Below are 26136 nucleotides of genomic sequence, written 5' to 3' on the forward strand. Positions count from 1 at the left end.
GCATCAAGGGCATCTGGGGCCTCACATCCGGAAGACGCCGAACCCGCCACGCGCGCCCTGGTAGGGCGCGGTGTGGATCGCGGACAGGCACAGGCCGAGGACGGTGCGGGTGTCGCGCGGGTCGATGACGCCGTCGTCGTACAGCCGCCCGGACAGGAACATCGGCAGGGACTCGGACTCGATCTGCTGCTCCACCATGGCGCGCAGGGCGGCGTCCGCCTCCTCGTCGTACGGCTGCCCCTTCGCGGCGGCAGACTGGCGGGCGACGATCGACAGGACGCCCGCGAGCTGCTGCGGGCCCATGACGGCGGACTTGGCGCTGGGCCAGGCGAACAGGAAGCGCGGATCGTAGGCCCGTCCGCACATGCCGTAGTGCCCGGCCCCGTAGGAGGCGCCCATCAGCACCGACAGGTGCGGCACCTTGGAGTTGCTCACGGCGTTGATCATCATGGCGCCGTGCTTGATGATGCCGCCCTGTTCGTACTCCTTGCCGACCATGTAGCCGGTGGTGTTGTGCAGGAAGAGGAGCGGGATGTCGCGCTGGTTGGCGAGCTGGATGAACTGGGCCGCCTTCTGGGACTCCTCGCTGAACAGCACTCCCTGGGCGTTGGCCAGGATGCCGACCGGGTAGCCGTGCAGGGCGGCCCAACCGGTGCACAGGCTGGTCCCGTACAGCGGTTTGAACTCGTCGAAGTCCGAGGCGTCGACGATGCGGGCGATGACCTCGCGCGGGTCGAAGGGCACCTTCAGGTCGCCGGGTACGATGCCGAGGAGTTCCTCCGTGTCGTACTTGGGTGCGTCCGCCGGTCCCGGCTCGGCGTACGCCTTGCGGTGGTTGAGGCGGGCGACCACGCGCCGGGCCTGCCGGATCGCGTCCTGCTCGTCGAGTGCGAAGTGGTCGGCGAGGCCCGACACGCGTGCGTGCATCTCGGCGCCGCCCAGGGACTCGTCGTCGCTCTCCTCGCCGGTGGCCATCTTCACCAGCGGCGGTCCGCCGAGGAACACCTTGGCGCGCTCCTTGACCATGATCACGTGGTCGGACATGCCGGGGATGTACGCGCCTCCGGCCGTGGAGTTGCCGAAGACCACCGCGACCGTCGGGATGCCCGCGGCGGACAGGCGGGTCAGGTCCCGGAAGATGGCGCCCCCGGGGATGAAGATCTCTTTCTGGGACGGCAGGTCGGCGCCGCCGGACTCGACGAGGCTGATGCAGGGCAGCCGGTTGGCGAGCGCGATGTCGTTGGCGCGCAGGGCCTTCTTCAGGCTCCACGGGTTGCTCGCGCCGCCCCGCACGGTGGGATCGTTGGCGGTGATCAGGCATTCGACGCCCTTCACGATGCCGATGCCGGTGACGAGGGAGGCGCCGACCGTGTAGTCACTCCCCCAGGCCGCGAGCGGGGACAGCTCCAGGAACGGCGTGTCCGGGTCCAGGAGGAGTTCGACGCGCTCACGGGCGAGCAGCTTGCCGCGTGCGCGGTGGCGGGCCACGTACTTCTCGCCGCCGCCCGCGAGCGCCTTGGCGTGCTCGGCGTCCAGTTCGGCAAGCTTGGCGAGCATGGCGTCGCGGTGGGCGAGAAAGTCGGGGCTGCGGGGGTCCAGGGCCGAGGACAGGACGGTCAAAGGAGGGCCTCCGGTATCTCCAGATGGCGGGCGCGCAGCCATTCACCGAGGCCCTTGGCCTGCGGGTCGAAGCGGTGTCGCGCGGCGACGCCCTCGCCGAGGATGCCCTCGGCGACGAAGTTCAGGGCGCGCAGGTTGGGCAGGACGTGGCGTACGACGGGCAGCCCGGCCGTCTCCGGGAGGAGCGCCCGGAAGCGGTCGACGGTGAGCGTGTGGGCGAGCCAGCGCCAGGCTTCGTCGGTACGGACCCAGACGCCGACGTTGGCGCTGCCGCCCTTGTCGCCGCTGCGGGCACCGGCGACGAGGCCGAGGGGCGCACGCCGGGTGGGTCCCGGGGGCAGCGGCTCGGGCAGGGGTGGTTCCGGTACGTCGTCGAGTACGCGGGTGGTGTGGGCCGGCGGCACGGGGATGCGGCGGCCGTCGTAGAGGACCGCCACATGGGCTACGGCACCACGGTCGACGGTGGCCGCTTCGAAGACCCCATACGGCTCCCCCTTCCCCGGTGGGGCGACCACATGGAAGCCGGGGTAACTGGCGAGCGCCAGTTGGACGGCGGCACCGCTCAGCGCCCGGCCCACGGTCTCCTGGTTTCGGTCCCGTACGACGAGCCGCAGCAGGGCGCTCGCGGTCTCCTCGGTGGGGGCGTCGGGGTGATCGGTGCGGGCGAGTTCCCAGCGCACCTGCGCAGGGCGGGACTTGGCGGCGTCCAGGGCCGTCTCCATCTGGGCCTGGACGAGCGCGGCCTTGGCCTCGATGTCGAGCCCGGTCAGCACGAAGGTGACCTCGTTGCGGAAGCCGCCGAGCCGGTTGACGCCGACCTTGAGGGTGGGCGGGGGCGCCTCCCCGCGCACGCCCTCGATCCGCACCCGGTCGGGCCCCTCCCGGGTGAGCCGGACGGTGTCCAGGCGGGCGGTGACGTCGGGACCCGCGTACCGGGCGCCGGCCGTCTCGTACAACAGCTGCGCGGTGACCGTGCCGACGTCCACGACACCGCCGGTGCCGTGGTGTTTGGTGATGACGCTGCTGCCGTCCTCGTGGAGTTCGGCGAGTGGGAAGCCGGGCCGGTGCAGCCGCTCGGGCGGGTGCTCGGCGAAGAAGGCGTAGTTGCCGCCGGTGGCCTGCGCTCCGCACTCCAGGACGTGCCCGGCGACCACCGCGCCCGCCAGCCGGTCGTACTCCTCGGGCCCCCAGCCGAAGTGGGCGAGGGCCGGCCCGGTGACCAGCGCCGCGTCCGTCACACGCCCGGTCACCACGACGTCGGCGCCCTCGCGCAGACAGGCGGCGATCCCGTGACCGCCGAGGTAGGCGTGGGCGGTGAGGGCGCCGGGGTTGGCCGCGGTGAGGTCGTCGCCCTCGACGTGCGCCACCCGGGCGGGGATGCCGAGGCGTTCCGCCAGCTCCCTCACGGCGTCGGCGAGTCCGGCCGGGTTGAGGCCGCCCGCGTTGGCCACGACGCGTACGCCCCGTTCGTGGGCGAGACCCAGGCACTCCTCCAACTGGCCCAGGAACGTGCGCGCGTAGCCGCCGCCGGGGTTCTTCAGGCGGTCCCGACCGAGGATCAGCATGGTCAGCTCGGCGAGGTAGTCGCCGGTGACGACGTCGAGGGGTCCGCCGGTGAGCATCTCGCGCAGGGCGTCGAAGCGGTCGCCGTAGAAGCCGGAGGCGTTGCCTATGCGCAGGGGACGCAGGGTCGTCACCGGGCGGCTCCCTTCGGCGGGCGTCCGGTGCCCGGTGGGCCCGCGAAGGCCTGGGCGATGTCCAGCCAGCGGTCGGCGTCCGGTCCCTCGGCGCGCAGGGCGAGGTCGGCGCGGTGGGCACGTCGGGTGACCAGGAGGCAGAAGTCGAGGGCGGGTCCGGTGACGCGCTGCGGGGCGTCGTCGGGGCCGTACGTCCACACGTCGCCGGTCGGAGCGAGGAGTTCGACGCGGAACGGGTCGGCGGGCGCGGGCAGTCCGTGGACCGCGTGGGAGAAGTCCCGGGTTCGGTACCCGAGCCTGGCGATGTGCCGCAGCCGGGCCGTGGGCGCGGGAGCGACACCGAGCGCGTCCGCCACGTCCAGGCCGTGGGCCCAGGTCTCCATGAGGCGGGCAGTGGCCATGGAGGCGGTCGACATGGGCGGGCCGTACCAGGGGAAACGGGCGCCGGGCGGTGCCTGGCGCAGGGCCCGGTCGAGCGCGGCGCGGCCCTCTCGCCACCGGGTGAGCAGTTCGGCGGGCGGCCGCGCGGCTTCCTCGCGCGCGGCCTCGTCGACCCAGGTGCCGGGGGACGTGAGGGCCTTCTCCACCTCCGTCGCGAACGCCTCCGGGTCCGTGACGGCCAGCAGGGCGACGCGGTCGGTCCAGGCGAGGTGGGCGATCTGGTGGGCGATGGTCCAGCCCGCGGCGGGGGTGGCCAGCGCCCAGCCGTCCTCACCCAACTCGGCCACCAGCCGGTCGAGTTCCTCGCCCTCCCGGCCCAGGTCGTCGATCACGGACGATGCGTCGGACACGATGCGCTCCCCTCGGGGCACGACGGTGTGCGTGGGGAGCATGGCAGCGGGCGGAGAAACAAGCAAGCACGCTTGCATGGATCGCTCGCACTACCGTACGAGTTCCCCGGAGAGGCCCCCGGGGCCGTACCCCACCAACTCCCGGACGGCCGCACGCTCTTCCGTGACGAGAAGCCCTGGCAGGGGGGCTGACACCGTTCGGCTGCCGGGGGTACAGGCGCATAACAGCTTCACACACCTGACGAAGTCCACTACCCTGGACTTCCAGGTACACCAAGCTGCACGACTTCTGCGCCCAGCACCTGGAAGGCCCCGTGAACACGCCCAGCACCGCCCCCTCCGCCGCCTCCTCGGCGCCGACTCCCGCCTCGACCACGCCCGCGGCGCCCGGCGGTCCTCGGCTTCGGCGTTCCCTCGGGCCCGTCGGCCTGGTGCTCGCGGGGGGCGTCTCGGTCCAGTTCGGCGGCGCGCTGGCGGTGAGCCTGATGCCGCGGGCCGGTGCGCTCGGGGTCGTCACCCTGCGGCTGGTGGTGGCCGCGATCGTGCTGCTCCTGGTCTGCCGGCCCCGGCTGCGCGGGCACTCGCGCGCCGACTGGGGCACGGTCGTCGTCTTCGGCATCACCATGGCCGCGATGAACGGCCTCTTCTACCAGGCCGTGGCGCGCATCCCGCTGGGCCCCGCCGTCACCCTGGAGGTCCTCGGCCCCCTCACCCTCTCCGTCCTCGCCTCCCGCCGCGCGGTGAACGTGGTCTGGGCGGCCCTCGCCCTGGCCGGCGTGTTCCTGCTGGGCGGCGGAGGATTCGGCGACCTGGATCCGGCGGGCATCGCCTTCGCGCTGTCGGCGGGCGCCATGTGGGCGGCGTACATCGTCTTCAGCGCCCGTACGGGACGGCGCTTCCCGCAGGCCGACGGCCTGGCGCTCGCGATGGCGGTCGCGGCGGTCCTGTTCGTGCCGCTGGGGATCGCCGAGTCCGGCACGAAGCTGCTCGTCCCGATGACGATCGGGCTGGGCGCGGCCGTCGCGATGCTCTCCTCGGTCCTCCCCTACACCCTGGAACTCCTCGCCCTGCGCCGCCTGCCCGCCTCCACGTTCGCGATCCTGATGAGCCTGGAACCGGCGCTCGCGGCGGCATCGGGCTTCCTGGTCCTCGGCCAGTCCCTGACCGCCACCGAGGCGGTCGCCATCGCGCTGGTCATCGCGGCGAGCATGGGGGCGGTGCGGACGCAGGTGGGGCGGGGCAGGGCGAAGGTGGCGCAGCCGGAGGCGTAGGTCCGGACAGTGAGACGTACGGCTGCCGCAGCCGTTGGGGGGTCGGCGTGCGGAACGCCCCACGAACGTCAAGGGACGTCCGTGCCGACCGCTCCTGTCGTCACCCCGACGACGGTGCGGAAATCCGCTTCTCGAACCAGTGGTGGGCGTACGGCTCGTCGTTGAAGGCGGCGACCTCCTGGAAGCCGAAGGAGTGGTACAGGCTGATCGCGGCGGTGAGCGCCTTGTTGGTGTCCAGGCGCAAGGTGTCGCGGCCGTGCTCGGCGGCCCGCGCCTCCAGTTCGGTCAGGAACCGGCGACCGAGGCCGAGCCTCCGAGCTTGGGGCGCGACCCACATGCGCTTGATCTCTGCCGGAGCCCCGGGCGGCAGCTTCAAACCCGCACAGCCGACGGGTTCGCCGTGCAGGCGAGCGACCAGGAAAAGACCGCGATTCGGCCGGAGTTCGCCCGCGTCGGGCAGCAGGCTGCGCGCGGGATCGAAGCCGGTCTCGAAGCGCTCCTGCAGTTCGGTGAAGTAGGACATCAGGCAGTGCCGGGCGTCCGGGTGGTCGGGGTCGACGACGTCCAGCGTGACCGTCGCGGCGGTCAGCAACCGCTCGACCTCGGCCATGGCCGCGACCAGCCGGGCGCGCTGTGCGGTGTTGAGTGGCTCAAGCAGGGAACCGGCCAGCTCATCGCTGCGGCCGTCCAGCAGGGCGCGCTCCGCTCGGCCTTCGTCGGTGAGCCGCACGGTACGCACTCGCCTGTCCCGGCGCTGCGGCTGGACCGTCACCAGGCCGTCGCTCTCCAGGGAACGCAGCAGTCGACTGACGTACCCGGAATCGAGCCCGAGACGCTCACGCAGGCGCCGCACGTCCTCACCCCGCTCGCCGACCTCCCAGAGCAACCGGGCCTCGCCGATCGGCCGGTCGCGGCCCAGGTAGTGGTCGTGGAGCACACCCACGCGTTCGGTGACGGTGCGGTTGAAGCGCCGCACCTGGTCGATCTGCGTTTCATCCATTCCCTGACTTTAGTCAGAGAACTCTGCGTCCGACCAGGCCGGCGAACGCGACGAACGCGGTCCAGGAGGCGCTGGTGACCGCGAGCCGCACGCCGTTCCTGTTCTTGGAGTCGCGGACGTGGACGGTGGCTTGGGCGGGAGTTATGGCAACCTCGACGCAGTCAGGGCCGTCAGCGCTGCTGTAGCTGCTCTTGAACCACTCCAGCGGCGTGAGGGTCATGTCTCTTCTCCCAGTACTTTCTCGATGAAGGCGAGCGACTCCCGGGGCGAGAGAGCTTGCGCCCGGATCATTCCATAGCGCATTTCCAGGATCTGGACTTCCCGGGGATCACTGATCAGACGGCTGTGCAACTGAACCTCCAGGTGCCCCAGCGTCTTGCCGTCCTGGAGCTTCAGCAGCCGGATGGGGCCGCTCAGCCCTGCGTGGTCCTCACGGTCCGTGGGCATCACCTGGATCTCGACGTGCGGCAAACTGCCGACTTCCAGCAGGTGTTCGAGCTGTTGCCGCAGCACCATTCTGCCCCCGACGGGCCGCCGCAGCGTCGCCTCTTCCTGCACGAAGGTGATCAGCGGCCGGGGCACCCGGTCGAAGACGGCCTTCCGTGCCATACGCGCGGCGACCAGACGCTCGATCTCGTCCTCTGTGTATGCCGGCCGTCGCAGTGCGTACACCGCCTGCGCGTACTCGGGCGTCTGCAGCAAACCGTGGATGTGTTGGCTGACATAGGCCCCCATCTCGATGGCCTCGTCCTCCAACTTCGCCAGGTCCCGCACCTTCTTCGGATACCGAGCCTTCTCCACGTCCTCCTTCATCGCGGACAGCTTCCCGCCCGCCCCGAGCACCTCATCGGCCTTGTCCAGGAAGTCCGGCTTCGGGATCCTCCGCCCGCGCTCGACGGACGAGACCATCTCCTCGCCGTACCCGATCGCCGCCCCCAGCTCCACCTGCCGCATCCCGGCGGCTTCACGCCACACCTTGATCTGCCGCCCGACCGCCTTGAGTACGGCCTCGGCCTCCTCGTCCTGCACGCTGTCCCCTCCCGACGTACGAACCGTACGACTACGCACACCACCCGGACAGTCACGTTCCGTACCGTGGTCGTTGCTGGTCAGCGTAGGGACGGTTGGCCACGCTGGGTGAGGTGAACCAGAAAACTCAGCTCAGGATCCAGCTGTCCGCCACTCGAAGGGGTGCCCGTCTCGCCCGGCTGCTCACGGAACGCCAACTGGACGAGTGGGGCGTTCCGTTCGAGGAAGCGGCACAGATCGTGGCCGAGCTGGCCTCCAACGCCGTACTGCATGGCCGGGTCAGCGGAAGGGACTTCCGGCTGGGGCTGCAACTGCACGACGACGGCACCCTCCGAATCGAGGTGACGGACGCCCGGGGCGACCGGGTCCCGCGCATCAAGGACCCGGCGGACGGTGAGGCGGAAACCGGCCGCGGTCTCCGGATCGTGGCCGCCTACGCCCACCGTTGGGGCGTCGACGGGGCACCTGCCAACGCCAAGACGGTCTGGGCCGAGCTCACACCGGGTCACGGGAAGGCGTGAAAGGATCGCCACGGAGCTGCCGACCCTCGGACACGAGTCGGTGAGGGTCGGCAGGCCCTTCGACAAGGAGGGAGGCTGCGTGAGTTCGACATCCTCGCCGGGCGCGGCTTCATCAGTTTCCTGGCCGCGCCCCGTCACGAATGCGTCTACGTCTGCAACGTGACCTGGTGCAGCTGAAGAGCGCACGGCCTCGCCCTGCGGAGGGCTCTCGGGGCGCCGCGCCGCCGCTCACTTCTCGCCCTCCGGGGTCGTGGGTTCCTCAAGGCCGTCGGCCAGCACCTCCGCCAGGTGCCGTGCCCTGAGGCCCGCCAGTTGGTCAAGCTGGGTGCGGCAGGAGTAGCCGTCCGCCAGGACCACCGCGTTCGGTGGTGCGGAGCGCACCGCGGGGAGCAGTTGGTCCTCCGCGCAGGCCGTCGACACCTCGTAGTGGCCCTTCTCGAAGCCGAAGTTGCCCGCCAGGCCGCAGCAGCCGCCCGTCAGGTCGCCGGTCAGGCCGGCCGCCGTGCGGAGTCGGCGGTCGGCGGCGTCGCCGAGGACCGCGTGCTGGTGGCAGTGGGTCTGGCCGGCCGCCGGGCGATCGAGGCGGGGCGGTGTCCAGTCGGGGGCGTGCTTCTCCAGGGCCTCAGCGAACGTCAGCACCGCTGCCGCGAGGCGCTGTGCGCGCGGGTCGTCGTGCAGCAGCTCCGGCAGGTCCGTGCGCAGTGCGGCGGCGCAGCTCGGCTCCAGCACGACCACCGGGGCGCCCGCCGCCAGCACCGGGTCCATCAGGTCCAGGGTGCGGCGCATGACGGTGCGGGCGCGGTTCAGTTGGCCCGTGGAGACGTAGGTCAGGCCGCAGCAGACCCGGCGTCGGCGGCCCGGCGGCAGGGCCACCCTGAGGCCGGCCGCTTCCAGGACGCGGACCGCCGCGCGGCCCACGGACGGCGACAGGTGTTCCGTGAAGGTGTCCGGCCACAGGGCGATCAGGGGGCCGGTCCCCCGGGGGCGTCCGCCGGTCGTCCGCCGCCACCATCGGCTGAACGGCTCCCGCGCCAGCGGGGGGAGCCGGCGCTCGGGCGTGATTCCGCCCAGGCGTTTCGCGAGCGCCGCCAACGGGTCCACCGACGCCAGGGTGTTGACCAGCGGGGCCGTGCGGGTGCGGGCCACCGCCCCCAGCCACAGCGGCAGCCATCCCATCGCGTAGTGCGCGGCCGGGCGGCGGCGGTCCGTGTAGTGGTGGTGCAGGAACTCCGCCTTGTACGTGGCCATGTCGACCCCGACCGGACAGTCCGTACGGCAGCCCTTGCAGGACAGGCACAGGTCGAGGGCGTCCCTGACCTCCGTCGAGCGCCAGCCGTCCGTCACCACCTCGCCCGCCAGCATCTCGTGCAGCAGCCGGGCCCGTCCGCGGGTGGAGTGCTCCTCCGCACCCGTCGCCCGGAACGACGGGCACATCACCGAGGAGCCGGACACCGTCGTCGTACGGCACTTGGCGACGCCCACGCACCGGCGGACCGCCGCCGAGAAGTCGCCGCCGTCCGCCGGATAGCCGAAGGCGACGTCGACCGGCTCGCGGGGCAGCACCGCGAACCTCAGGTTCTCGTCCAGGCGGGCCGGGCGGACCAGCATGCCGGGATTCAGCAGGTCGTCCGGATCCCACACGTTCTTCGCCCGCTCGAAGAGAGTGACCAGGTCGGGCCCGTACATCTTCGGCAGCAGCTCCGCGCGCGCCTGCCCGTCGCCGTGCTCCCCCGACAGCGAGCCGCCGTGGGCGACGACCAGGTCCGCGAGGTCCTCGGAGAAGCGGCGGAAGCGGGCGACGCCCTCCTCGGTCACCAGGTCGAAGTCGATACGGACGTGGATGCAACCGTCCCCGAAGTGGCCGTACGGGGTGCCGCGCAGACCGTGGTCGGCCAGTAGGCGGCGGAAGTCCCGGAGGTAGTCGCCGAGTCGGGCGGGCGGCACCGCGCAGTCCTCCCAGCCGGGCCAGGCCTCACTGCCGTCCGGCATCCGGGTCGCCGTACCGCTCGCGTCCTCCCGCAGCCGCCACAGGGCGCGCTGCGCCGCCGGGTCCGTGACCACCACGGCGTCCGTGACGTCGGCGGCCCGGACGATCGCCTCCGCACGCGCGCGTGCCTCCGCCTCGCCGCTGCCGCCCGCCTCCACGAACAGCCAGGCGCCACCACGCGGCAGCCCCGCCGACGGTGGTACGAGATCGGCGGCCATGCCCTCCACCGTCAGCGGGCCGAGCGGCAGCAGCCCGGCCGCCGCCTGGGCCGCCGCCGTCTCGTCCGCGTACCCCAGCACGGCGAGCGCACGCGCGCGGGGTGCCTCGACGAGGCGGACGACCGCCTCCGTCAGGACGCCCAGCGTGCCCTCGGAGCCGCAGAAGGCGCGGGCGACGTCCGCGCCCTTCTCCGGAAGCAGCGCGTCCAGCGCGTACCCGGAGATACGGCGCGGGAGGGACGGGAAGCCGGTGCGCAGGAGCGCCAACTCGCCCTCGACCAGTGCCCGCAGGCCGTCGGGGGCGCCCTTCCAGTCCCGGCCCAGGGTCAGCGGCTCGCCCCGCGCGGTGAGCACCGACAGCTGCCGTACGCTGTCCGCCGTCGTCCCCCAGGCCACCGAGTGCGAGCCGCACGCGTTGTTGCCGATCATCCCGCCCAGCGTGCAGCGGGCGTGCGTGGAGGGGTCCGGGCCGAAGCGCAGGCCGTGCGGGGCGGCGGCCTCCTGGAGGCGGTCCAGGACCAGGCCCGGCTGCACCACGGCCGTGTGTGCCTCGGGGTCGAGGGACACGATCCCGTTCATGTGGCGGGTGAAGTCGAGCACCACGCCCGTGCCCGTCGCCTGTCCGCCGATCGACGTGCCGCCACCGCGGGCGACGACCGGCACGCCATGCGCCCGGCACACGGCCAGCGCCGCCGCCACGTCGTCCGCGTCCCAGGGGGCCACCACACCGAGCGGGACGCGCCGGTAGTTGGACGCGTCCATGGTGTGCAGCGCCCGCGCGGTCGTGTCGAACCCGACCGCACCGCGCACCGCCGTGCGCAGCTCCCGGCGCAGCGCACCGACATCGGCGTCGATGCCCGCCGCCTGCTGCCCTCGCACCACACGATCCGTCATGCCACCAGCATGCCTGCCGCCACTGACAGTGACCGCTCCGGGGCACACCGGAGCGGTATCGCGGAAGGGCGGGCGGCTGCGGTCGGGGGACGGTGGCGGCTGCGGTGGCGGCCGCGGTCGCGGCGCGGTGGCGGCCGCGGTCGCACGTGGTCGCGCAGTGATCACATGGCCGGATTCCGAATCGAAACCGCCTCATTCCAATCCCAGACTCACCTGAGACTCACCTATAGTGACGCCCAATCACTCTTATATGGACCACCAATTGAGCACCAAGGGTCGCTGCGCGTCCCGGCCCTGCGCGCCCCACACGCCATGGACATGACCGAGGTCGACCGAGGACACCATTCATGACCGCCCCCATACCGCCCGGCGAACGGCCCACCCTCCGCGCCGTCGCACCCGCCCCCCTGGTCGCCGCCGCGGTGGCGGGCCTCGCCGTCGCCGCCGCGGTGTTGGCGGCTCCTCAGGCAGTCCGCGTCCCCCTCGCCTGGGGCGGCGCCGCCGCCACCCTGCTGCTGTGCGCGGCGGTGGCCCTGGCCGCCCATGGGGTCCGGTCCGCCGCCCTGGCGCGCCGCCGCCTGGACGCCGTGACCCAGGACGCGACCCGGCTGCTGCAGGAACGCGCCCGGCTCGCCGAGGAGTTCAGTCAGGAGCGGGGCCGGCTCATGGACGGCTTCATCGAGGAACGGGTCCGGCTGACCGAGGAGTTGGAGCGGGACAGGGCCAGGCTGACCGAGGAGTTCGAGCACGAGCGCACCCGCCTCTCCGACGAGTTCGAACGGGAACGCGCCGTGCTCGGCGAGGAGTTCGCCCGGGAACGGGCCGCCCTCACCGCCGATGTCACCCGGCTCACCGAGGACAACCGCCGTCTCGCCCAGCGCCTGCGCCAGGCCTCGAACGCGCGTGACGCGGCCGTCTCCGTCACCGCCAACGTCGCCGGGCGCATGCAGGCGCTGGCCACCGGCACGCTCGCCGACCTGCGCGCGATGGAGGAGAAGCACAGCGACGAGGACGTCCTCGCCGACCTCCTCCACCTCGACCACCGCACCGCGCAGGCGGGCCGCCTGGCCGACTCCGTCGCCGTTCTCGCCGGCGCGCGCTCCGGCCGTCGCTGGGCGCGCCCCATCGTCATGGAGTCCATCCTGCGCGGCGCGATGGGCCGCATCGCCGGTTATCAGCGCGTCCGCGTCCACTCCGCCAGCCAGGCCGCCGTCTCCGGACACGCCGCCGAGGGCGTGATGCACGCGCTCGCCGAACTCCTGGACAACGCCGCGAACTTCTCCCCGCCGACCGCCGAAGTGCACGTCTACGTCGAGGAGGTGCCGGCCGGGGTCATCGTGTCCGTGGAGGACGCGGGGCTCGTCATGAGCGACGTGCAGCTGCGCCGCGCCGAACGCGCCGTCTCCGGCGACATCGCCGAGCTCGGCGGACTCACCGGCACCCGGCTCGGCCTCGCGGTCGTCGGCCGGCTCGCCCGCAAGCACGGCCTGAAGGTGTCCTTCCGGCCCTCGGCGCGCGGCGGCACCGGCGTGCTGATGCTGATCCCCCAGGAGATCCTGTCCCAGCCGGTGCCGCCGCCGGCCGCCACGCCCGCCCCGGCCCCGGCTCCGACTCCGGCCCACGAGGCCGCCCCGGCCGCGAAGGCCGCCGTGGCCGCCGCCCCCGGTCACCGGCCGTCGTACGCCGCCGCCCGGGCCGCCGGGGACCTCGACCCCGACCCGGTGCCGGACCACCGGTCCCCGAGGTCGCACGACACCGACACCGGCGGTCTGCCCCGGCGCCGCCGCGGCCAGGCGCTCGCCGCCGCCGAACGGGGGCGCGCACACACCGCCGACCGGCCCGAGCGCGAGCCGCGCACCCCCGGGGACGCCAAGGCTCGTGCCGCCCGCTTCAGCAGCTTCCGCCAGGCGGTCCGCGCCACGGCGACGGAACCGGCCACCACCGGACCGGCCCCCGAAGCCGTACCCCAAGCCGAAGCCCCCACGCCCGAGCCCACTCAGGCACCCAACTCCCCGCACCCGGAAGGCGACACCACTTCATGACCGGCACCACGACCGCCGACGAGAGGCTCACCTGGCTCCTTGAGGGACTGCTGGAGCGCACACCCGGGGCCCGGCACGCGCTGGTGCTCTCCCGCGACGGGCTGAAGCTGTGCCGCACCCCGGAGCTGTCCGTCGACCAGGCCGACCAGCTGGCCGCGATCGCCGCCGGCATCCAGTCGCTCTCCCACGGCGCGTCCGTGGAGTTCGGCGACGGCAGCGGAGGCGTGCGCTCGGCGATGGCCGAGTTCTACGGCGGGGTCCTGTTCATCGTGGAGGCTGGCGAGGGCGCCCACCTCGCCCTGGTCACCGACGAGGACGCGGACGCCGGGCTCGTCGGGCACACCATGAGCGAACTCGTGGAACAACTCGGCGAGCACCTGACCGCCGAGCCGCGGACCTCATGAGCCGCCCCGGCAGGGACGACGCGCCCGACCGGCTGTACACCCTCACCCAAGGGCGCGCCCGGTCCGACTCGGCCGCGCGGTTCGACCTGGTGACGCTCGTGGTCGCCGAGTGCGACCCGGTGCCCGGTATGCAGTCGGAGCACGCCGCGATCCTGCGGATGTGCGAGCGGCCCACGGCGGTCGTGGAGATCGCCGCCGAGCTGCGGCTGCCGGTGAGCATCACCCGGATCCTGCTCTCCGACCTGCACGCGGCCGGCCGCATCAGCGCCCGCCACCCGCGCACCGCCGCCCTTCCCGACCCCGACCTCCTGGACAAGGTGCTCGTTGGACTCCGCAACCTCTGACACCCGCGCTCCGCTGGGTGCCCAGGCCGACAACGGCCTGAAGATCGTGGTCGTCGGCGGCTTCGGCGTCGGCAAGACGACCCTGGTCCGCTCGGTGAGCGAGATCCGCCCGCTCTCCACCGAGGAGACCATGACCCGGGCCGGCGAGGGCGTCGACGACCTCAACGGGGTGCACGGCAAGTCCGCGACGACCGTCGCCTTCGACTTCGGCCGCATCACGCTGGACGCGCACAACGTGCTGTACCTGTTCGGGGCGCCGGGGCAGGAGCGGTTCTGGTTCCTGTGGGACCGGCTGTTCTCCGGCACGCTGGGCGCGGTCGTCCTCGTCGACACCCGCCGCATCGACGAGTCCTGGTACGCCATCGACCGCCTGGAGCGGCACGGCACGCCGTTCATCGTCGCCTGCAACGACTTCGGTGGCCCCCGGCACACGCCCGACGAGGTCCGTACGGCCCTCGACCTGGACCCGCAGGTGCCGCTGATCGACTGCGACGCGCGCTCCCGGGAGTCCGCCAAGCAGGTGCTGATCACACTGGTCGAGCAGGTGCGGCGGCACCACGCCGCGCACCCGCCCGCACCCGCACGGTTCCAAGCGCCCCGATCGTCCGAACAGGAGCTGGTGTGACCCCCGCCCCCGTGCCCCTGAGCGGGCCGAGGTTCCAGACCGAACCCGCCGCGCTGTACCGGGAGATACGGCACGAGCACGGCGCCGTCGCCCCGGTCCTGCTCGACGGCGACATCCCGGCCTGGCTGGTGCTCGGCTACCGCGAGCTGCACCAGGTGACCGGCGATCCGGTGCTGTTCAGCCGCGACTCCGGCCTGTGGAACCAGTGGGACGCCATCCCCGACGACTGGCCGCTGCTGCCGATGATCGGCCGCAGGCAGCCGTCGATCCTCTACACCGTCGGCGAACGCCACCGCGAGCGCGCCGCGATGATCAGCGGCGCCCTCGAGGCCGTCGACCCGTTCGAACTGCGCCGCCGCGCCGAGCGGTTCGCGGACGAACTGATCGACGCGGTGTGCGACAAGGGTGAGGCGGACCTGGTCGCGCAGTACGCGATGCTGCTGCCCGTCCGGGTGCTCGCCCTTCTCTACGGCTTCGCGGAGGAGCAGGGGCCGGGCCTGGTCACCGCCCTGAACGACATGATCGACGGGCGGGAGCGGGCGATCGCGGGGCAGACCCATCTGGCCGGCTCCATGGCCGAGCTGGTCGCCGACCGCAAGGAGCACCCGGCCGACGACGTGGTGTCGCGGATGCTCGCGGACGAGGGCGGCTTCACCGACGAGGAGATCATTCAGGACCTGATGGTGATGATGGCCGCCGGCCACCAGCCGACCGCGGACTGGATCGGCAACTCGCTGCGGCTGATGCTGACCGACGAGCGCTTCGCCGCCTCCCTCTTCGGCGGGCGCAACAGCGTCGCCGAGGCCATGAACGAGGTGCTGTGGGAGGACACCCCGACGCAGAACGTGGCGGGCCGCTGGGCGTCCCGCGACACCCGCCTCGGCGGCCGGCACATCCGTGCCGGGGACCTGCTGCTGCTCGGCCTCCAGGGCGCCAACAGAGATCCCCAGGTGCGCACCGACGGCGCCGAACTGACCGGCGGCAACAACGCGCACTTCTCCTTCGGGCACGGTGAGCACCGGTGCCCGTTCCCGGCGCAGGAGGTGGCGGAGGTGATCGCGCGGACGGGCATCGAGGTGGTGCTCGACCGGCTGCCGGACATCGATCTCGCCGTGCCGGCCGAGGAGTTGACGCGGCGTCCGTCGCCGTGGCTGCGGGGACTGACGGCACTGCCGGTGAGGTTTACCCCTACCCCCGCGGTTGGAAGCGCTTCCCCATGACCTCTACCGAGATCTCTCCTGCCAGAGCCCCCATAGCCCTGGACCCCTTCGTCTCCGACCTGGACGCCGAGAGCGCCCGCCTCAGGGAGGCCGGACCGCTCGCCGCCGTGGTACTGCCCGGCGGCGTTCCGGTGTGGGCGGTCACCCACCACGCCGAGGCCAGGGAACTGCTCACCGACCCCCGGCTGGTGAAGGACATCAACGTGTGGGGCGCCTGGCAGCGCGGCGAGATCGCCCCCGACTGGCCGCTGATCGGCCTGGCCAACCCCGGCCGGTCCATGCTCACCGTGGACGGAGCCGACCACCGGCGGCTGCGCACGCTGGTGGCGCAAGCGCTTACGCCACGCCGGGTGGAGGAGATGCGGGACCGCATCACCAAACTGACCGAGGACCTGCTGGACCGGCTGCCCACCGACGGCTCGGTGGTCGACCTCAAGGCGCAGTTCGCGTACCCGCTGCCGATGTACGTCATCGCGGACCTGATGGGCATTCAGGAGTCCTGGCTGCCGCGGCTGAAGGAACTGTTCGAGAAGTTCTTCTCCACGCAGACGCCGCCCGAGGAGGTCGTCGCCACGCTCACCGAGCTGGCGGGGATCATGGCGGACACGGTGGCGGCGAAGCGTGCCGCACCGGGCGACGACCTGACCTCCGCACTGATCCAGGCCGCGGAGGACGGCGACCGTCTGACGGACGAGGAGATCGTCTCCACCTTGCAGCTGATGGTGGCGGCGGGCCACGAGACGACGATCTCGCTGATCGTCAACGCGGTGGTCAACCTGTCGACGCACCCCGAACAGCGGGCGCTGGTGCTCTCCGGTGAGGCGGGCTGGTCGGCGGTGGTCGAGGAGACGCTGCGCTACTCCACGCCCACCTCCCATGTGCTGATCCGTTTCGCCACGGAAGACGTCCCGGTGGGTGACCGGGTCATCCCCGCAGGTGACGCGCTGATCGTGTCGTACGGGGCGATCGGGCGGGACGAGAAGGCGCACGGCCCGAGTGCGGGTGTCTTCGACATCACCCGGGAAGCAAAGAACCGGCACATCTCCTTCGGCCACGGTCCGCATGTGTGCCCCGGGGCGGCGCTGTCCCGTCTGGAGGCGGGCGTGGCGCTGCCGGCCCTGTACGCCCGGTTCCCGGACCTGGACCTGGCGGTCCCGGCGCGCGAGCTGCGCAACAAGCCGGTGGTGACGCAGAACGACCTGTTCGAGCTGCCGGTGCGGCTGGGCGGCTGAGCCGGCGGCTCCTCGCCCCCGCCGCCCCAGCCCGCCCCCGTCCTCCAGGGGCTCCGCCCCTTCGCCCCCGGCAGGGGCTCCGCCCCTGGAGTCCCCGCGGGGGCTCAGCCCCCAGACCCCCCGTCAGCGGGCCCGCTGCACGCGGCGCTCGTCCCACACCGGCTCCGGCGTCTCGCGCACCCGGCCATCGCTGCCGAAGACCAGGAAGCGGTCGAAGGACCGTGCGAACCAGCGGTCGTGGGTGACCGCCAGGACCGTCCCCTCGTACGCCTCCAGGCCCTCCTGCAAGGCCTCCGCCGACTCCAGGTCGAGGTTGTCGGTCGGCTCGTCCAGCAACAGGGCGGTGGTTCCCTGCAGTTCCAGCAGCAGGATCTGAAAGCGCGCCTGCTGCCCGCCGGAGAGCCGGTCGAAGGCCTGGTCCCCCTGCCGGTCCAGTTCGTAGCGGCGGAGCGCCGACATGGCCGCGCCCCGGTCCCGGGCGTACTCCGTCCACAGGATGTCCACCAGGGTGCGCCCCATCAGTTCGGGATGCGCATGCGTCTGGGCGAAATGACCCGGTACCACTCGTGCGCCCAGTTTCACCGTACCCGTGTGCGCCACGTCCTCCCCGGCCAGCAGCCGCAGGAAGTGCGACTTGCCCGACCCGTTGGAGCCGAGCACCGCCACCCGCTCGCCGTAGAAGATCTCCAGTGAGAAGGGCTTCATCAGCCCGGTCAGCTCCAACTGCTCACAGGTGACGGCCCGCACCCCGGTGCGCCCCCCGTGCAGCCGCATCCGGATCTCCTGCTTGCGCGGCGGCTCCGGCGGCGGGCCGGCCTCCTCGAACTTGCGCAGCCGGGTCCGCGCCGCCTGGTAACGGGAGGCCATCTCGTCGCTGCGCGCGGCGTACTGCTGCAGGTCCTGCACCAGCTTCTTGAGCTGGGCGTGCTTCTCGTCCCAGCGGCGGCGCAGCTCCTCGAACCGTGCGAACCGCTCCTGCCGCGCCTCGTGGAAGGTGCCGAAACCGCCGCCGTGCACCCAGACGTCGGAGCCGGCCGGGCTCGGCTCCACCGCGACGATCCGCTCGGCGGCCCGTGCCAGCAGCTCCCGGTCGTGCGAGACGAACAGCACGGTCTTCCCGGTCTCCCCGAGCCGTCCCTCCAGCCACCGTTTGCCCGGCACGTCCAGATAGTTGTCGGGCTCGTCCAGCAGGAGCACCTCGTCGGGACCGCGCAGCAGCGCCTCCAGGACCAGCCGCTTCTGCTCACCACCCGAGAGCGTGCGCACCTGACGCCACTGCGCCTTCTCGTACGGCACGCCGAGCGCGGCCATGGTGCACATGTCCCACAGGGTCTCCGCCTCGTAGCCGCGTGCCTCCGCCCAATCGGCGAGGGCCTGGGCGTACCCCATCTGAGCGGCCTCGTCGTCCACCGTCATGATCAGGTGTTCTGCCGCGTCCACGGCCTGCGCGGCCTGCCGGATCCCGGGCGGCGCCACCGACACCAGCAGGTCGCGGACCGTGCTCTCGTCCCGTACCGAGCCGACGAACTGCCGCATCACCCCGACACCGCCGCTCGACGTCACCGTCCCGCCGTGCGGCTTCAGCTCGCCGGACAGCAGCCGCAGCAGGGTCGTCTTGCCGGCGCCGTTCGCACCGACCAGGGCCGCCACCGTTCCCTCGCCCACCCGGAACGACACGTCGCCGAGCAGCGTCCGTCCGTCGGGCAGGTAGTACTCAAGGTGAGAGGCCTCAAGATGTCCCATCTTTCGTGTGTCCTTGTCTGCCGTACGGGGACGGCGTGGTGCGCCGTCGCACTGCGTGGGCGGGTGGGCCCCGGACCACGGTGCCAGGCGGGCCCGGTCGACGGCTGCTCATTTTTGGGGCACAGCCCCCAGGCACGGGATGGCACGGGACGGGTAGGGGCGGCGGGGGCGAGGTCAACCCGGTGGCGACACCCCGTCTCATCCGACGGACCACGTTTCGCCCAGGTTTCCTCCAGCGGCTACGCTCCCGTCCGTGGCTGACATCCAGATTCCTGACGACATCAAGCCCGCGGATGGTCGTTTCGGCGCGGGTCCCTCCAAGGTGCGGGTCGAGGCGCTGGACGCCCTCGCCGCGACGGGTGGCTCCCTGCTCGGCACGTCCCACCGCCAGGCCCCGGTCAAGAACCTGGTCGGCAAGGTGCGCGAGGGGATCCGTGAGCTGTTCCAGCTCCCCGAGGGCTACGAGGTCATCCTCGGCAACGGCGGCTCCACCGCGTTCTGGGACATCGCGACCCACGGCCTGATCGAGAACAAGTCGCAGCACCTCAGCTTCGGCGAGTTCTCCTCCAAGTTCGCCAAGGCGGCCAAGCTCGCCCCCTGGCTCGCCGAGCCCACCGTCATCGCCGCCGACCCCGGCACCCACCCCGAGCCGCAGGCCGAGGCGGGTGTCGACGTCTACGCCTTCACGCACAACGAGACGTCGACCGGTGTCGCCATGCCCATCAAGCGGGTCGAGGGTGCCGACGAAGGCGCCCTGGTCCTGGTCGACGCCACCTCCGGCGCCGGCGGCCTCCCGGTCGACATCGCCGAGACCGACGTCTACTACTTCGCCCCGCAGAAGTCCTTCGCCTCCGACGGCGGCCTGTGGATCGGCGTGTTCTCCCCGGCCGCGATCGAGCGCGCCGAGCGCATCCACGCCTCTGGCCGCCACATCCCGGAGTTCTTCAGCCTCCCCACGGCGATCGACAACTCCCGCAAGAACCAGACGTACAACACCCCGGCCCTCGCCACCCTGTTCCTGCTCAACCAGCAGCTGGAGTGGATCAACGGCCAGGGCGGCCTGGACTGGGCGGTCCGCCGCACCGCCACCTCGGCGCGCACGCTGTACGGCTGGGCCGAGGACGTCAAGTTCGCGACCCCGTTCGTCACCGACCCGGCCAAGCGCTCCCAGGTGATCGGCACGATCGACTTCTCGGACGAGATCGACGCCGCCGCCGTCGCCAAGGTGCTGCGCGCCAACGGCATCGTCGACACCGAGCCGTACCGCAAGCTCGGCCGCAACCAGCTGCGCATCGCGATGTTCCCGGCGATCGAGCCCACGGACGTCGAGGCACTGACGAAGTGCGTCGACTACGTGATCGAACGGCTCTGATCTCATCAGTACGTCGATGAGGGCGCCCGGCGAACACCGGGCGCCCTTTTCCTTCTCACCGCTCGGCTCAGGGACCGACGTGCACGAAGGGCGCCCAGACGGAGGGGCGTTGAGGCAGGTGGTCACGCATGGCCAGGGTCGCGCGGTGCAGCGCCCGGGCGGCATCGTCCGCATCGACCCGTCCGTCGCGCACCAGGTGCCGGTAGGTGGCCTCGCTGATGCCCGCGGCTGCGGCGTCCCACACCGACCACAGGGTGCCGACGACGTGACGCCACCCGGCGTGCTGGAGCGCGGAGGTGAGCGTGATGGCCTCATCGAGGTTGGCCAGGCCGCCCAGCGCCGTCTGGCAGGCGGACAGGAAGGCCATTTCACCGTGGGCGTGCCGGGCGGAGGTGAGTTCCTCCACGGTCAGCATGCCGTCGTGGAGGTGCACGCCACCCTGGGACGGATCTGCGAGGTCCTGCCCGCCGTGGCAGCTGAAGTGAACCCAGGGCCAGGCCGGCCGCGAGGACCAAGGCGCCCACCTTGTAGTCGGCGTTCAGCGGTGATCCGCCCCCGGCCCCGGCCCCGGTCTGCGCACTCCCTTTCCGCGATGGCGACTTGGCCTCGTGACCGGGCACGTCCTCCGGCTGCACCGGGCTGTCCGCGTCCTCGCTGCCGTACAGGAGCCTGGAGCCGTCGAGCGTGTACGTGACCGACTCGCCCTGCCGCTGCAGGGGGACGTCGAGGCGGGTCTGCTTCTTGATCCTCCCGCCGTTCCACGCGTACGCGATGCCGCCGAAGTAGCCGCGCACGGCGAGCTGTTCACCGTCGGGCGAGAAGGCGGCGTCGGTGGCCCACAGGTCGACGACGGCGATGGGCCGGAAGACGTTCGTCCCCGTGGCGGTCAGCCTGGCCGGGCCCTCGTACAGGTGGCCGCCGTCCGCCTTCTTGTCGATGATGTGGACGCGCCCGGTCTTCGGGTGGACCAACAGGCACTCGGCGTCCCTGGGGCCGTCCGCGTACTTCACGACGTACTGGGTGCGTCCAGTAGATCCCCGGGTGGAGGCGGGAGGCGGCGAGCCCGCTCGACTCGGTGATCCGGGGGTCCGTGATGCTGAAGCCGCCGTCGTCGGCGGACGCGGGCGCGGCGAGCGCGACCGCACCGACGAGAAGGGCCCCGGAGAGGAACGCGAACGATCGACGCATGCGCCAAGCCTGCCATCCGCCGCCGGTGTTCACCCGGGACCAGGGGGCGAGGCCGTCCCCCACCACCGACCCTCCATAATGAGCGGATGCTCAGGTTCATGCCCGTGGGCGACTCCATGACGATCGGCAGCGCGGGCGAACACACATGGCGCTACCGGCTGTGGCGGCATCTGTGCGCGACGTACGGCGGCCCGTGCACGCTCGTCGGTCCGCGCGAGACGCTGTACGACAAGGCGGCCGACGCGCCGACGTCCTACGCCTACGCCGAACCCGACTTCCCGCGCGCCCATCTGGCGGGCTGGGGCGAGGGCTGGCTGCACATGGCGCCGCTGATCGCGGACGCGGTTCGTGAGTCCCGGGCGGACGTGCTGCTCGTGTCGCTGGGGCTGATCGACCTCGGCTTCTACACGAACGCGGAGCAGACGGCGGAGAACGTGCGCCGCTTCGTGACCGAGGCCCGGAACGCCAACCCGCGCGTCGGAATGGTCCTGCTCCCGGTGATCCCGAACATCCGGGCGGCGACGGACGCGCCCTTCGGGTCCCAGGTCGCGCGCTTCAATGAACTCCTGGCGAAGGCGGTGGCCGACCTGGACGAGCCCCGGTCACCGATCCTGCTCGCCTCGCCGCCGCCGTCGTACGACATCCACGTCGACACCTACGACGGCACGCATCCGAACGCCTCCGGCGAACACAAGATCGCGGAGGCGTTCGCGGGGGCGATGCGGGAGGCGTGGGGGGTCGGACAGGCGTACGCGGCTGGAACGAGTTGACCGAATACCGGCGTGTCTCGGTCACGGTACGTATCGTTGTCCTGCGCGGCTGCACTCGTGCGGAGAGTGGCCGGGGAGGAGCGCCACGATGACCGTCCTTGAAGACAGGATCGAGATGGCCGATGACAGCGGCGAGCTGACTCTGGACGAGCTGTTCGAGTCGCTCGAGCGGACCACCCCCGAGGGATACAAGGTCGAGATCGTCGAGGGGGCCATCTTCATGTCGCCGCAGCGGGACACGCACTGGGAGATCATCCTGGATATCGTCGAGCAACTGCGCACCAAGTACCCTCGCAAGCGGGTGAAGTCGGACGTCCGCGTCGACTACCCGGGCCACCTCAACGGTTTCGCCTCCGATGTGACGCTGGTGGCCGAGGGTGCCGAGAGGGACGACAAGGGCCTGTGGCGGTGCAAGGACGTCGAATTCGTCGCCGAGGTCATCTCGAGGAGCACAGCGCATAACGACTACGGGCCGAAGAAGACGGCCTACGCACTCGCCGAAGTCCCCGTCTACCTCATCGCGGACCCTTACCAGGGCAAGTGTCACCTCTACACCCAGCCCAAGGACGGCGAGTACGTCAGCGAACTCTCCATCGCCTTCGGAGCCGACGTCGACATGACCACCACTCCCCTCGGCCTGACCCTCAAGACCGACGAGTTCCCCCGCGACTGACCCGCCCCCGCGCCCAACCCCCCTTGCCTAGAGCGCACTCCACCCCGTTGGCTAAGCAGTCATGGAGTACACGCAGCTCGGACGCACGGGACTCAAGGTCAGCCGGCTGGTTCTCGGGACCATGAACTTCGGTCCGCAGACCGATGAGGCCGACAGCCACGCGATCATGGACGCGGCCCTGGACGCGGGCATCAATTTCTTCGACACCGCCAACGTGTACGGCTGGGGCGAGAACAAGGGCCGTACCGAGACCATCATCGGCAACTGGTTCGCCAAGGGCGGCGAGCGGCGCGACAAGGTCGTGCTCGCCACCAAGGTGTACGGCAACATGGCCCCGGACGGCAGCACCCCCTGGCCCAACCACGACAAGCTCTCCGCGGTGAACATCCGGCGGGCGGTCGACGCCAGCCTCAAGCGCCTCCAGACCGACTACATCGACCTCTACCAGTTCCACCACATCGACCGGAACACTCCGTTCGAGGAGATCTGGCAGGCCCTGGACGTGCTGGTGCAGCAGGGCAAGGTCCTGTACGTCGGCTCCAGCAACTTCCCCGGCTACAAGATCGCCCAGGCCAACGAGACCGCCGCCCGGGTCGGCTCGCTGGGGCTGGTCAGCGAGCAGTGCCTGTACAACCTCTTCGAGCGCCGCGCCGAGATGGAGGTCATCCCGGCCGCGCAGGACTACGGCGTCGGGGTCATCCCGTGGTCGCCGCTGCACGGCGGGCTGCTGGGCGGCGTCATCAAGAAGGAGGTCGAGGGCGGACGCCGGGCCGGCGGCCGGACCGCCGACGCGCTCAACGACCCCGCGGTCCGGGCGCAGATACAGTCCTACGAGGACCTGCTGGAGAAGCACGGCCTGGAGCCCGGCGAGGCGGCTCTCGCCTGGCTGCTGACCCGCCCGGGCGTCACGGGCCCCATCGTCGGCCCGCGCACCGCCGAACAGCTGGATTCGGCGATCAGGGCGGTGGAGCTGGAGCTGTCGGAGGAGGTCCTGGCGGGCCTGGAGGAGATCTTCCCCGGTCCGGGTCCGTCACCGGAGGCCTTCGCCTGGTAACCGGCGCAGGGACGTGGCCGGTGTCCGCGGGCCGGGGAACGCCTGGCCCGCGGGGCACCTTCCCCGCGTTCCCGCGGTAGCCCGGAGCTACTTCCCGACCACCGCCGCCAGCGCCACCACCGCGAACATCAGCACAAGCACACCGGCCATGATCCGGTTACGGGTCTTCGGGTCCACGTATCGAGCGTAACCGGACCCCGTCACCGCCCGCGCCGAGCCCCCACCGCTCCACCGTCTCGTAGCGGGGCTGCTCCCCGGCCACCCCCGACTGCGGCAGCCGGCTGCGGACGAGGGTCAGGTCGGCGACCGTCCACTCGCGGCCCGCGAACTCCCGCAGAGCCGCCACATAGGGCCGGAAGTCCGCCGAACCCCGGCTACGGGCCAGGGTCAGATGCGGGTGGTAGGGGCGGTGCTCCCCCATCTCCACGCCCGCCTTCCGCGCCGCGGACTCCACACGGTCGGCGAGCAGCCGGAGCGCCCGTACGTCCCCGGACGCGCCCACCCACAGTGTCCTGTCCCCGAAGCGCCCGCCCCCGGACACGGACAGCGGGAACGGCTCGGTGCGCCGGGCCGCCCGGGCCAGCCGCTCGCACAGGTCCGGTACGACGTCCTCGGCGACCTCACCGTAGAAGGCCAGCGTGAAGTGCCAGGCGGGTCGTCCCGTCCAGCGCAGTCCCCGCGCCCCCGGCAGCCCTTCCAACTCGCGCACCGCCGCGGCCAGTTCCCGGAGCGCGTCCGGGGGAGGCAGCACCGCGGCGAACAGTCTCATGACCTCACCCTCGCAGGGATCGTGCTTCCCGGCCACACCGGCAACCGAGGCGCGAAGGGGCGCCCTACCCGGGCGCCCCGACCATTCAGGCGTCACCGAACCCTCAGGCCGTCACCGACCCCTCAGGCCGTCACCGAACCCTCAAGCCGTCACCGACCCGCTCAGGCCGTCACCGAACCCTCAAGCCGTCACCGACCCCTCAGGCCGTCACCGAACCCTCAAGCCGTCACCGACCCCTCAGGCCGTCACCGAACCCTCAAGCCGTCACCGACCCGCTCAGGCCGTCACCGAACCCTCAAGCCGTCACCGACCCGCTCAGGCCGTCATCGGCTCCTCGCGCGGCACGAACCGCACCCGCGGGTGCCCCCGGTGCCAGCCCAGCGCCAGGCGCAGGCCGCTCGCCCGCACCAGGATCAGGCCGATGGTCACGGCGGCCGCGGCCGAGATCAGGCCGCCCAGGGCGAAGCCGACCCGGGCCCCGTAGGCGTCGGTGATCCAGCCGACCACGGGCGCGCCCAGGGGCGTACCGCCCATGAAGACCATCATGAACAGGGCCATGACGCGGCCGCGCATCGCCGGGTCCGTGCCCATCTGGACGGCCGTGTTCGCCGTGACGTTCACCGTCAGACCGGCGACTCCTATCGGCACCATCAGCAGTGAGAACAGCCACAGGGACGGCGCCTCGGCGGCGACGATCTCCAGCGTGCCGAAGAGTGCCGCCGCCGCGATCAGCACCCGCAGCCGGGCCGTGCCACGGCGGGCGGCCAGCAGCGCGCCGGTCAGCGAGCCGATCGCCATCAGCGTGTTGAAGAGGCTGTAGGCGCCGGCGCCCGCGTGGAAGACGTCGTCCGCGTAGGCGGACAGCCACACGGGGAAGTTGAAGCCGAAGGTGCCGATGAAGCCGACCAGCACGATCGGCCAGATCAGCTCCGGGTGCCCGGCGACATAGCGCAGGCCCTCGCGCAGCTGGCCCTTGCCGCGCGGTGCGCGCTCCACGACGTGCAGCTCACGGGCGCGCATCAGCAGCAGGCCGGCGATGGGCGCGAGGAAGGACACACCGTTGAGCAGGAAGGCCCAGCCCGTGCCCACGCCGGTGATCAGGACACCGGCGACGGCGGGTCCGACCAGGCGGGCGGACTGGAAGTTCGCCGAGTTCAGGCTGACCGCGTTCTGCAGGTGCTTCGGGCCGACCATCTCCGAGACGAAGGACTGCCGGGCCGGGTTGTCGACGACCGTGGCGAGTCCGACGGCGAAGGCGGCCAGGTAGACGTGCCAGACCTGGACGTGCCCGGTCAGGGTCAGGAAGGCGAGGACGAGGCCGGTGGCCCCCATCGCCGACTGGGTGACGAGCAGCGTCGGGCGCTTGGGCAGACGGTCGACGAGGACGCCGCCGTACAGGCCGAACAGCAGCATCGGCAGGAACTGCAGCGCCGTGGTGACACCGACGGCGGTGGAGGAGCCGGTCAGGCTGAGCACCAGCCAGTCCTGGGCGATGCGCTGCATCCAGGTGCCGGTGTTGGAGACGACCTGGCCGAGGAAGAAGAGCCGGTAGTTACGGATGCGCAGCGAACTGAACATCGATGACTTGCGGGGCTCGGCCGGGACGGCGGTCCCGGTGCGTTCGACGGTCTCGGTGCGTTCGAGAGGCTCGGGGCTCTCGGCGGCGGTGGGG

General features: G+C 71.9%; 22 protein-coding genes and 2 pseudogenes. 12 read left to right on the forward strand and 12 right to left on the reverse strand.

Going from position 1 to position 26136, the window contains the following annotated elements; genetic code table 11:
* Positions 1-21 precede the first annotated feature (21 nt).
* From ACFYZJ_RS26060 to ACFYZJ_RS26070, 3 genes are read right to left on the reverse strand one after another with little or no spacing between them, the layout of a single operon-like run.
* On the reverse strand, positions 22-1620 hold the full coding sequence (locus ACFYZJ_RS26060; RefSeq protein ID WP_388571761.1) for an acyl-CoA carboxylase subunit beta: 1599 nt from the start codon (positions 1618-1620) through the stop codon (positions 22-24).
* The gene (locus ACFYZJ_RS26065; RefSeq protein ID WP_388572117.1) at positions 1617-3308 is read right to left on the reverse strand and encodes an acyclic terpene utilization AtuA family protein; all 1692 of its coding nucleotides are present in this window, start codon (positions 3306-3308) and stop codon (positions 1617-1619) included. Before ACFYZJ_RS26065 ends, ACFYZJ_RS26060 begins: the two co-directional genes overlap by 4 nt.
* A gap of 5 nt (positions 3309-3313) precedes the next feature.
* On the reverse strand, positions 3314-4108 hold the full coding sequence (locus tag ACFYZJ_RS26070; RefSeq protein ID WP_388571763.1) for a TIGR03084 family metal-binding protein: 795 nt from the start codon (positions 4106-4108) through the stop codon (positions 3314-3316).
* Positions 4109-4422: 314 nt separating this feature from the next.
* On the opposite strand from ACFYZJ_RS26070, the gene ACFYZJ_RS26075 reads away from it, so the two are divergent.
* On the forward strand, positions 4423-5379 hold the full coding sequence (locus tag ACFYZJ_RS26075) for a DMT family transporter (RefSeq protein WP_388571765.1): 957 nt from the start codon (positions 4423-4425) through the stop codon (positions 5377-5379).
* A gap of 100 nt (positions 5380-5479) precedes the next feature.
* On the opposite strand, the gene ACFYZJ_RS26080 is transcribed toward ACFYZJ_RS26075, so the two are convergent.
* The 3 genes from ACFYZJ_RS26080 to ACFYZJ_RS26090 are packed head-to-tail and all read right to left on the reverse strand — an operon-like array spanning position 5480 to position 7408.
* A complete protein-coding gene (locus ACFYZJ_RS26080) occupies positions 5480-6379 on the reverse strand; it encodes a GNAT family N-acetyltransferase (RefSeq protein WP_388571767.1) in 900 nt (299 codons plus the stop codon).
* Between the two features lie 13 nt (positions 6380-6392).
* Positions 6393-6599, reverse strand: coding sequence for a DUF397 domain-containing protein (locus ACFYZJ_RS26085; RefSeq protein ID WP_388571768.1), 207 nt, complete (start codon positions 6597-6599; stop codon positions 6393-6395).
* Positions 6596-7408, reverse strand: coding sequence for a helix-turn-helix transcriptional regulator (locus ACFYZJ_RS26090; protein ID WP_388571770.1), 813 nt, complete (start codon positions 7406-7408; stop codon positions 6596-6598). Before ACFYZJ_RS26090 ends, ACFYZJ_RS26085 begins: the two co-directional genes overlap by 4 nt.
* Positions 7409-7512: 104 nt before the next feature.
* Between ACFYZJ_RS26090 and ACFYZJ_RS26095 the strand changes: the two genes are divergently transcribed.
* Complete coding sequence (locus tag ACFYZJ_RS26095) at positions 7513-7929, forward strand: ATP-binding protein (protein ID WP_388572119.1); 417 nt, start codon at positions 7513-7515, stop codon at positions 7927-7929.
* A gap of 228 nt (positions 7930-8157) precedes the next feature.
* On the opposite strand, the gene ACFYZJ_RS26100 is transcribed toward ACFYZJ_RS26095, so the two are convergent.
* Positions 8158-11028 (reverse strand): FAD-binding and (Fe-S)-binding domain-containing protein, encoded by a 2871-nt coding sequence (locus ACFYZJ_RS26100; protein WP_388571771.1) that lies wholly within the window; start codon positions 11026-11028, stop codon positions 8158-8160.
* A gap of 347 nt (positions 11029-11375) precedes the next feature.
* On the opposite strand from ACFYZJ_RS26100, the gene ACFYZJ_RS26105 reads away from it, so the two are divergent.
* From ACFYZJ_RS26105 to ACFYZJ_RS26130, 6 genes are read left to right on the forward strand one after another with little or no spacing between them, the layout of a single operon-like run.
* The gene (locus ACFYZJ_RS26105; RefSeq protein WP_388571772.1) at positions 11376-13070 is read left to right on the forward strand and encodes an ATP-binding protein; all 1695 of its coding nucleotides are present in this window, start codon (positions 11376-11378) and stop codon (positions 13068-13070) included.
* The gene (locus ACFYZJ_RS26110; protein ID WP_388571774.1) at positions 13067-13474 is read left to right on the forward strand and encodes a roadblock/LC7 domain-containing protein; all 408 of its coding nucleotides are present in this window, start codon (positions 13067-13069) and stop codon (positions 13472-13474) included. Before ACFYZJ_RS26105 ends, ACFYZJ_RS26110 begins: the two co-directional genes overlap by 4 nt.
* A complete protein-coding gene (locus ACFYZJ_RS26115; protein WP_388571775.1) occupies positions 13471-13818 on the forward strand; it encodes a DUF742 domain-containing protein in 348 nt (115 codons plus the stop codon). Before ACFYZJ_RS26110 ends, ACFYZJ_RS26115 begins: the two co-directional genes overlap by 4 nt.
* The gene (locus ACFYZJ_RS26120; RefSeq protein WP_388571777.1) at positions 13799-14443 is read left to right on the forward strand and encodes an ATP/GTP-binding protein; all 645 of its coding nucleotides are present in this window, start codon (positions 13799-13801) and stop codon (positions 14441-14443) included. Before ACFYZJ_RS26115 ends, ACFYZJ_RS26120 begins: the two co-directional genes overlap by 20 nt.
* Complete coding sequence (locus ACFYZJ_RS26125; RefSeq protein ID WP_388571779.1) at positions 14440-15663, forward strand: cytochrome P450; 1224 nt, start codon at positions 14440-14442, stop codon at positions 15661-15663. Before ACFYZJ_RS26120 ends, ACFYZJ_RS26125 begins: the two co-directional genes overlap by 4 nt.
* Positions 15660-16895, forward strand: a complete 1236-nt coding sequence (locus tag ACFYZJ_RS26130; RefSeq protein ID WP_388571781.1) for a cytochrome P450 — start codon at positions 15660-15662, stop codon at positions 16893-16895. The genes ACFYZJ_RS26125 and ACFYZJ_RS26130 overlap by 4 nt, the downstream gene beginning before the upstream one ends.
* Positions 16896-17018: 123 nt before the next feature.
* On the opposite strand, the gene ACFYZJ_RS26135 is transcribed toward ACFYZJ_RS26130, so the two are convergent.
* Positions 17019-18638 carry an ABC-F family ATP-binding cassette domain-containing protein gene (locus ACFYZJ_RS26135; protein ID WP_388571782.1) on the reverse strand — a complete coding sequence of 540 codons (1620 nt, stop codon included), beginning with the start codon at positions 18636-18638 and terminating at the stop codon, positions 17019-17021.
* A 253-nt stretch (positions 18639-18891) separates the two neighbouring features.
* On the opposite strand from ACFYZJ_RS26135, the gene serC reads away from it, so the two are divergent.
* Positions 18892-20010 carry a phosphoserine transaminase gene (gene serC, locus ACFYZJ_RS26140; RefSeq protein WP_388571784.1) on the forward strand — a complete coding sequence of 373 codons (1119 nt, stop codon included), beginning with the start codon at positions 18892-18894 and terminating at the stop codon, positions 20008-20010.
* A gap of 67 nt (positions 20011-20077) precedes the next feature.
* Here serC and ACFYZJ_RS26145 read toward each other — a convergent pair.
* Positions 20078-20452, reverse strand: a pseudogene (locus ACFYZJ_RS26145) (CHAT domain-containing protein); the annotation flags it as partial.
* A gap of 22 nt (positions 20453-20474) precedes the next feature.
* Positions 20475-21198 (reverse strand): annotated as a pseudogene (locus tag ACFYZJ_RS26150) (WD40 repeat domain-containing protein); the annotation flags it as partial.
* Positions 21199-21284: 86 nt separating this feature from the next.
* On the opposite strand from ACFYZJ_RS26150, the gene ACFYZJ_RS26155 reads away from it, so the two are divergent.
* The 3 genes from ACFYZJ_RS26155 (at position 21285) to ACFYZJ_RS26165 (ending at position 23695) form a co-directional block, all read left to right on the forward strand.
* Positions 21285-21968 (forward strand): GDSL-type esterase/lipase family protein, encoded by a 684-nt coding sequence (locus tag ACFYZJ_RS26155; protein ID WP_388571785.1) that lies wholly within the window; start codon positions 21285-21287, stop codon positions 21966-21968.
* 88 nt (positions 21969-22056) lie between these two features.
* A complete protein-coding gene (locus ACFYZJ_RS26160; protein WP_388571786.1) occupies positions 22057-22641 on the forward strand; it encodes a Uma2 family endonuclease in 585 nt (194 codons plus the stop codon).
* Between the two features lie 61 nt (positions 22642-22702).
* Positions 22703-23695: an aldo/keto reductase gene (locus ACFYZJ_RS26165; RefSeq protein ID WP_388571788.1), complete on the forward strand. Its 993-nt coding sequence runs from the start codon at positions 22703-22705 to the stop codon at positions 23693-23695.
* Between the two features lie 157 nt (positions 23696-23852).
* Here the strand turns inward: ACFYZJ_RS26165 and thpR are convergent, their stop codons facing one another.
* On the reverse strand, positions 23853-24464 hold the full coding sequence (gene thpR / locus ACFYZJ_RS26170; RefSeq protein ID WP_388571789.1) for an RNA 2',3'-cyclic phosphodiesterase: 612 nt from the start codon (positions 24462-24464) through the stop codon (positions 23853-23855).
* Positions 24465-24779: 315 nt separating this feature from the next.
* Complete coding sequence (locus tag ACFYZJ_RS26175; RefSeq protein ID WP_388572120.1) at positions 24780-26042, reverse strand: MFS transporter; 1263 nt, start codon at positions 26040-26042, stop codon at positions 24780-24782.
* Positions 26043-26136: the final 94 nt, after the last annotated feature.

The sequence above is a fragment of the Streptomyces sp. NPDC001848 genome (genome assembly GCF_042891915.1).
Taxonomy (GTDB): domain Bacteria; phylum Actinomycetota; class Actinomycetes; order Streptomycetales; family Streptomycetaceae; genus Streptomyces.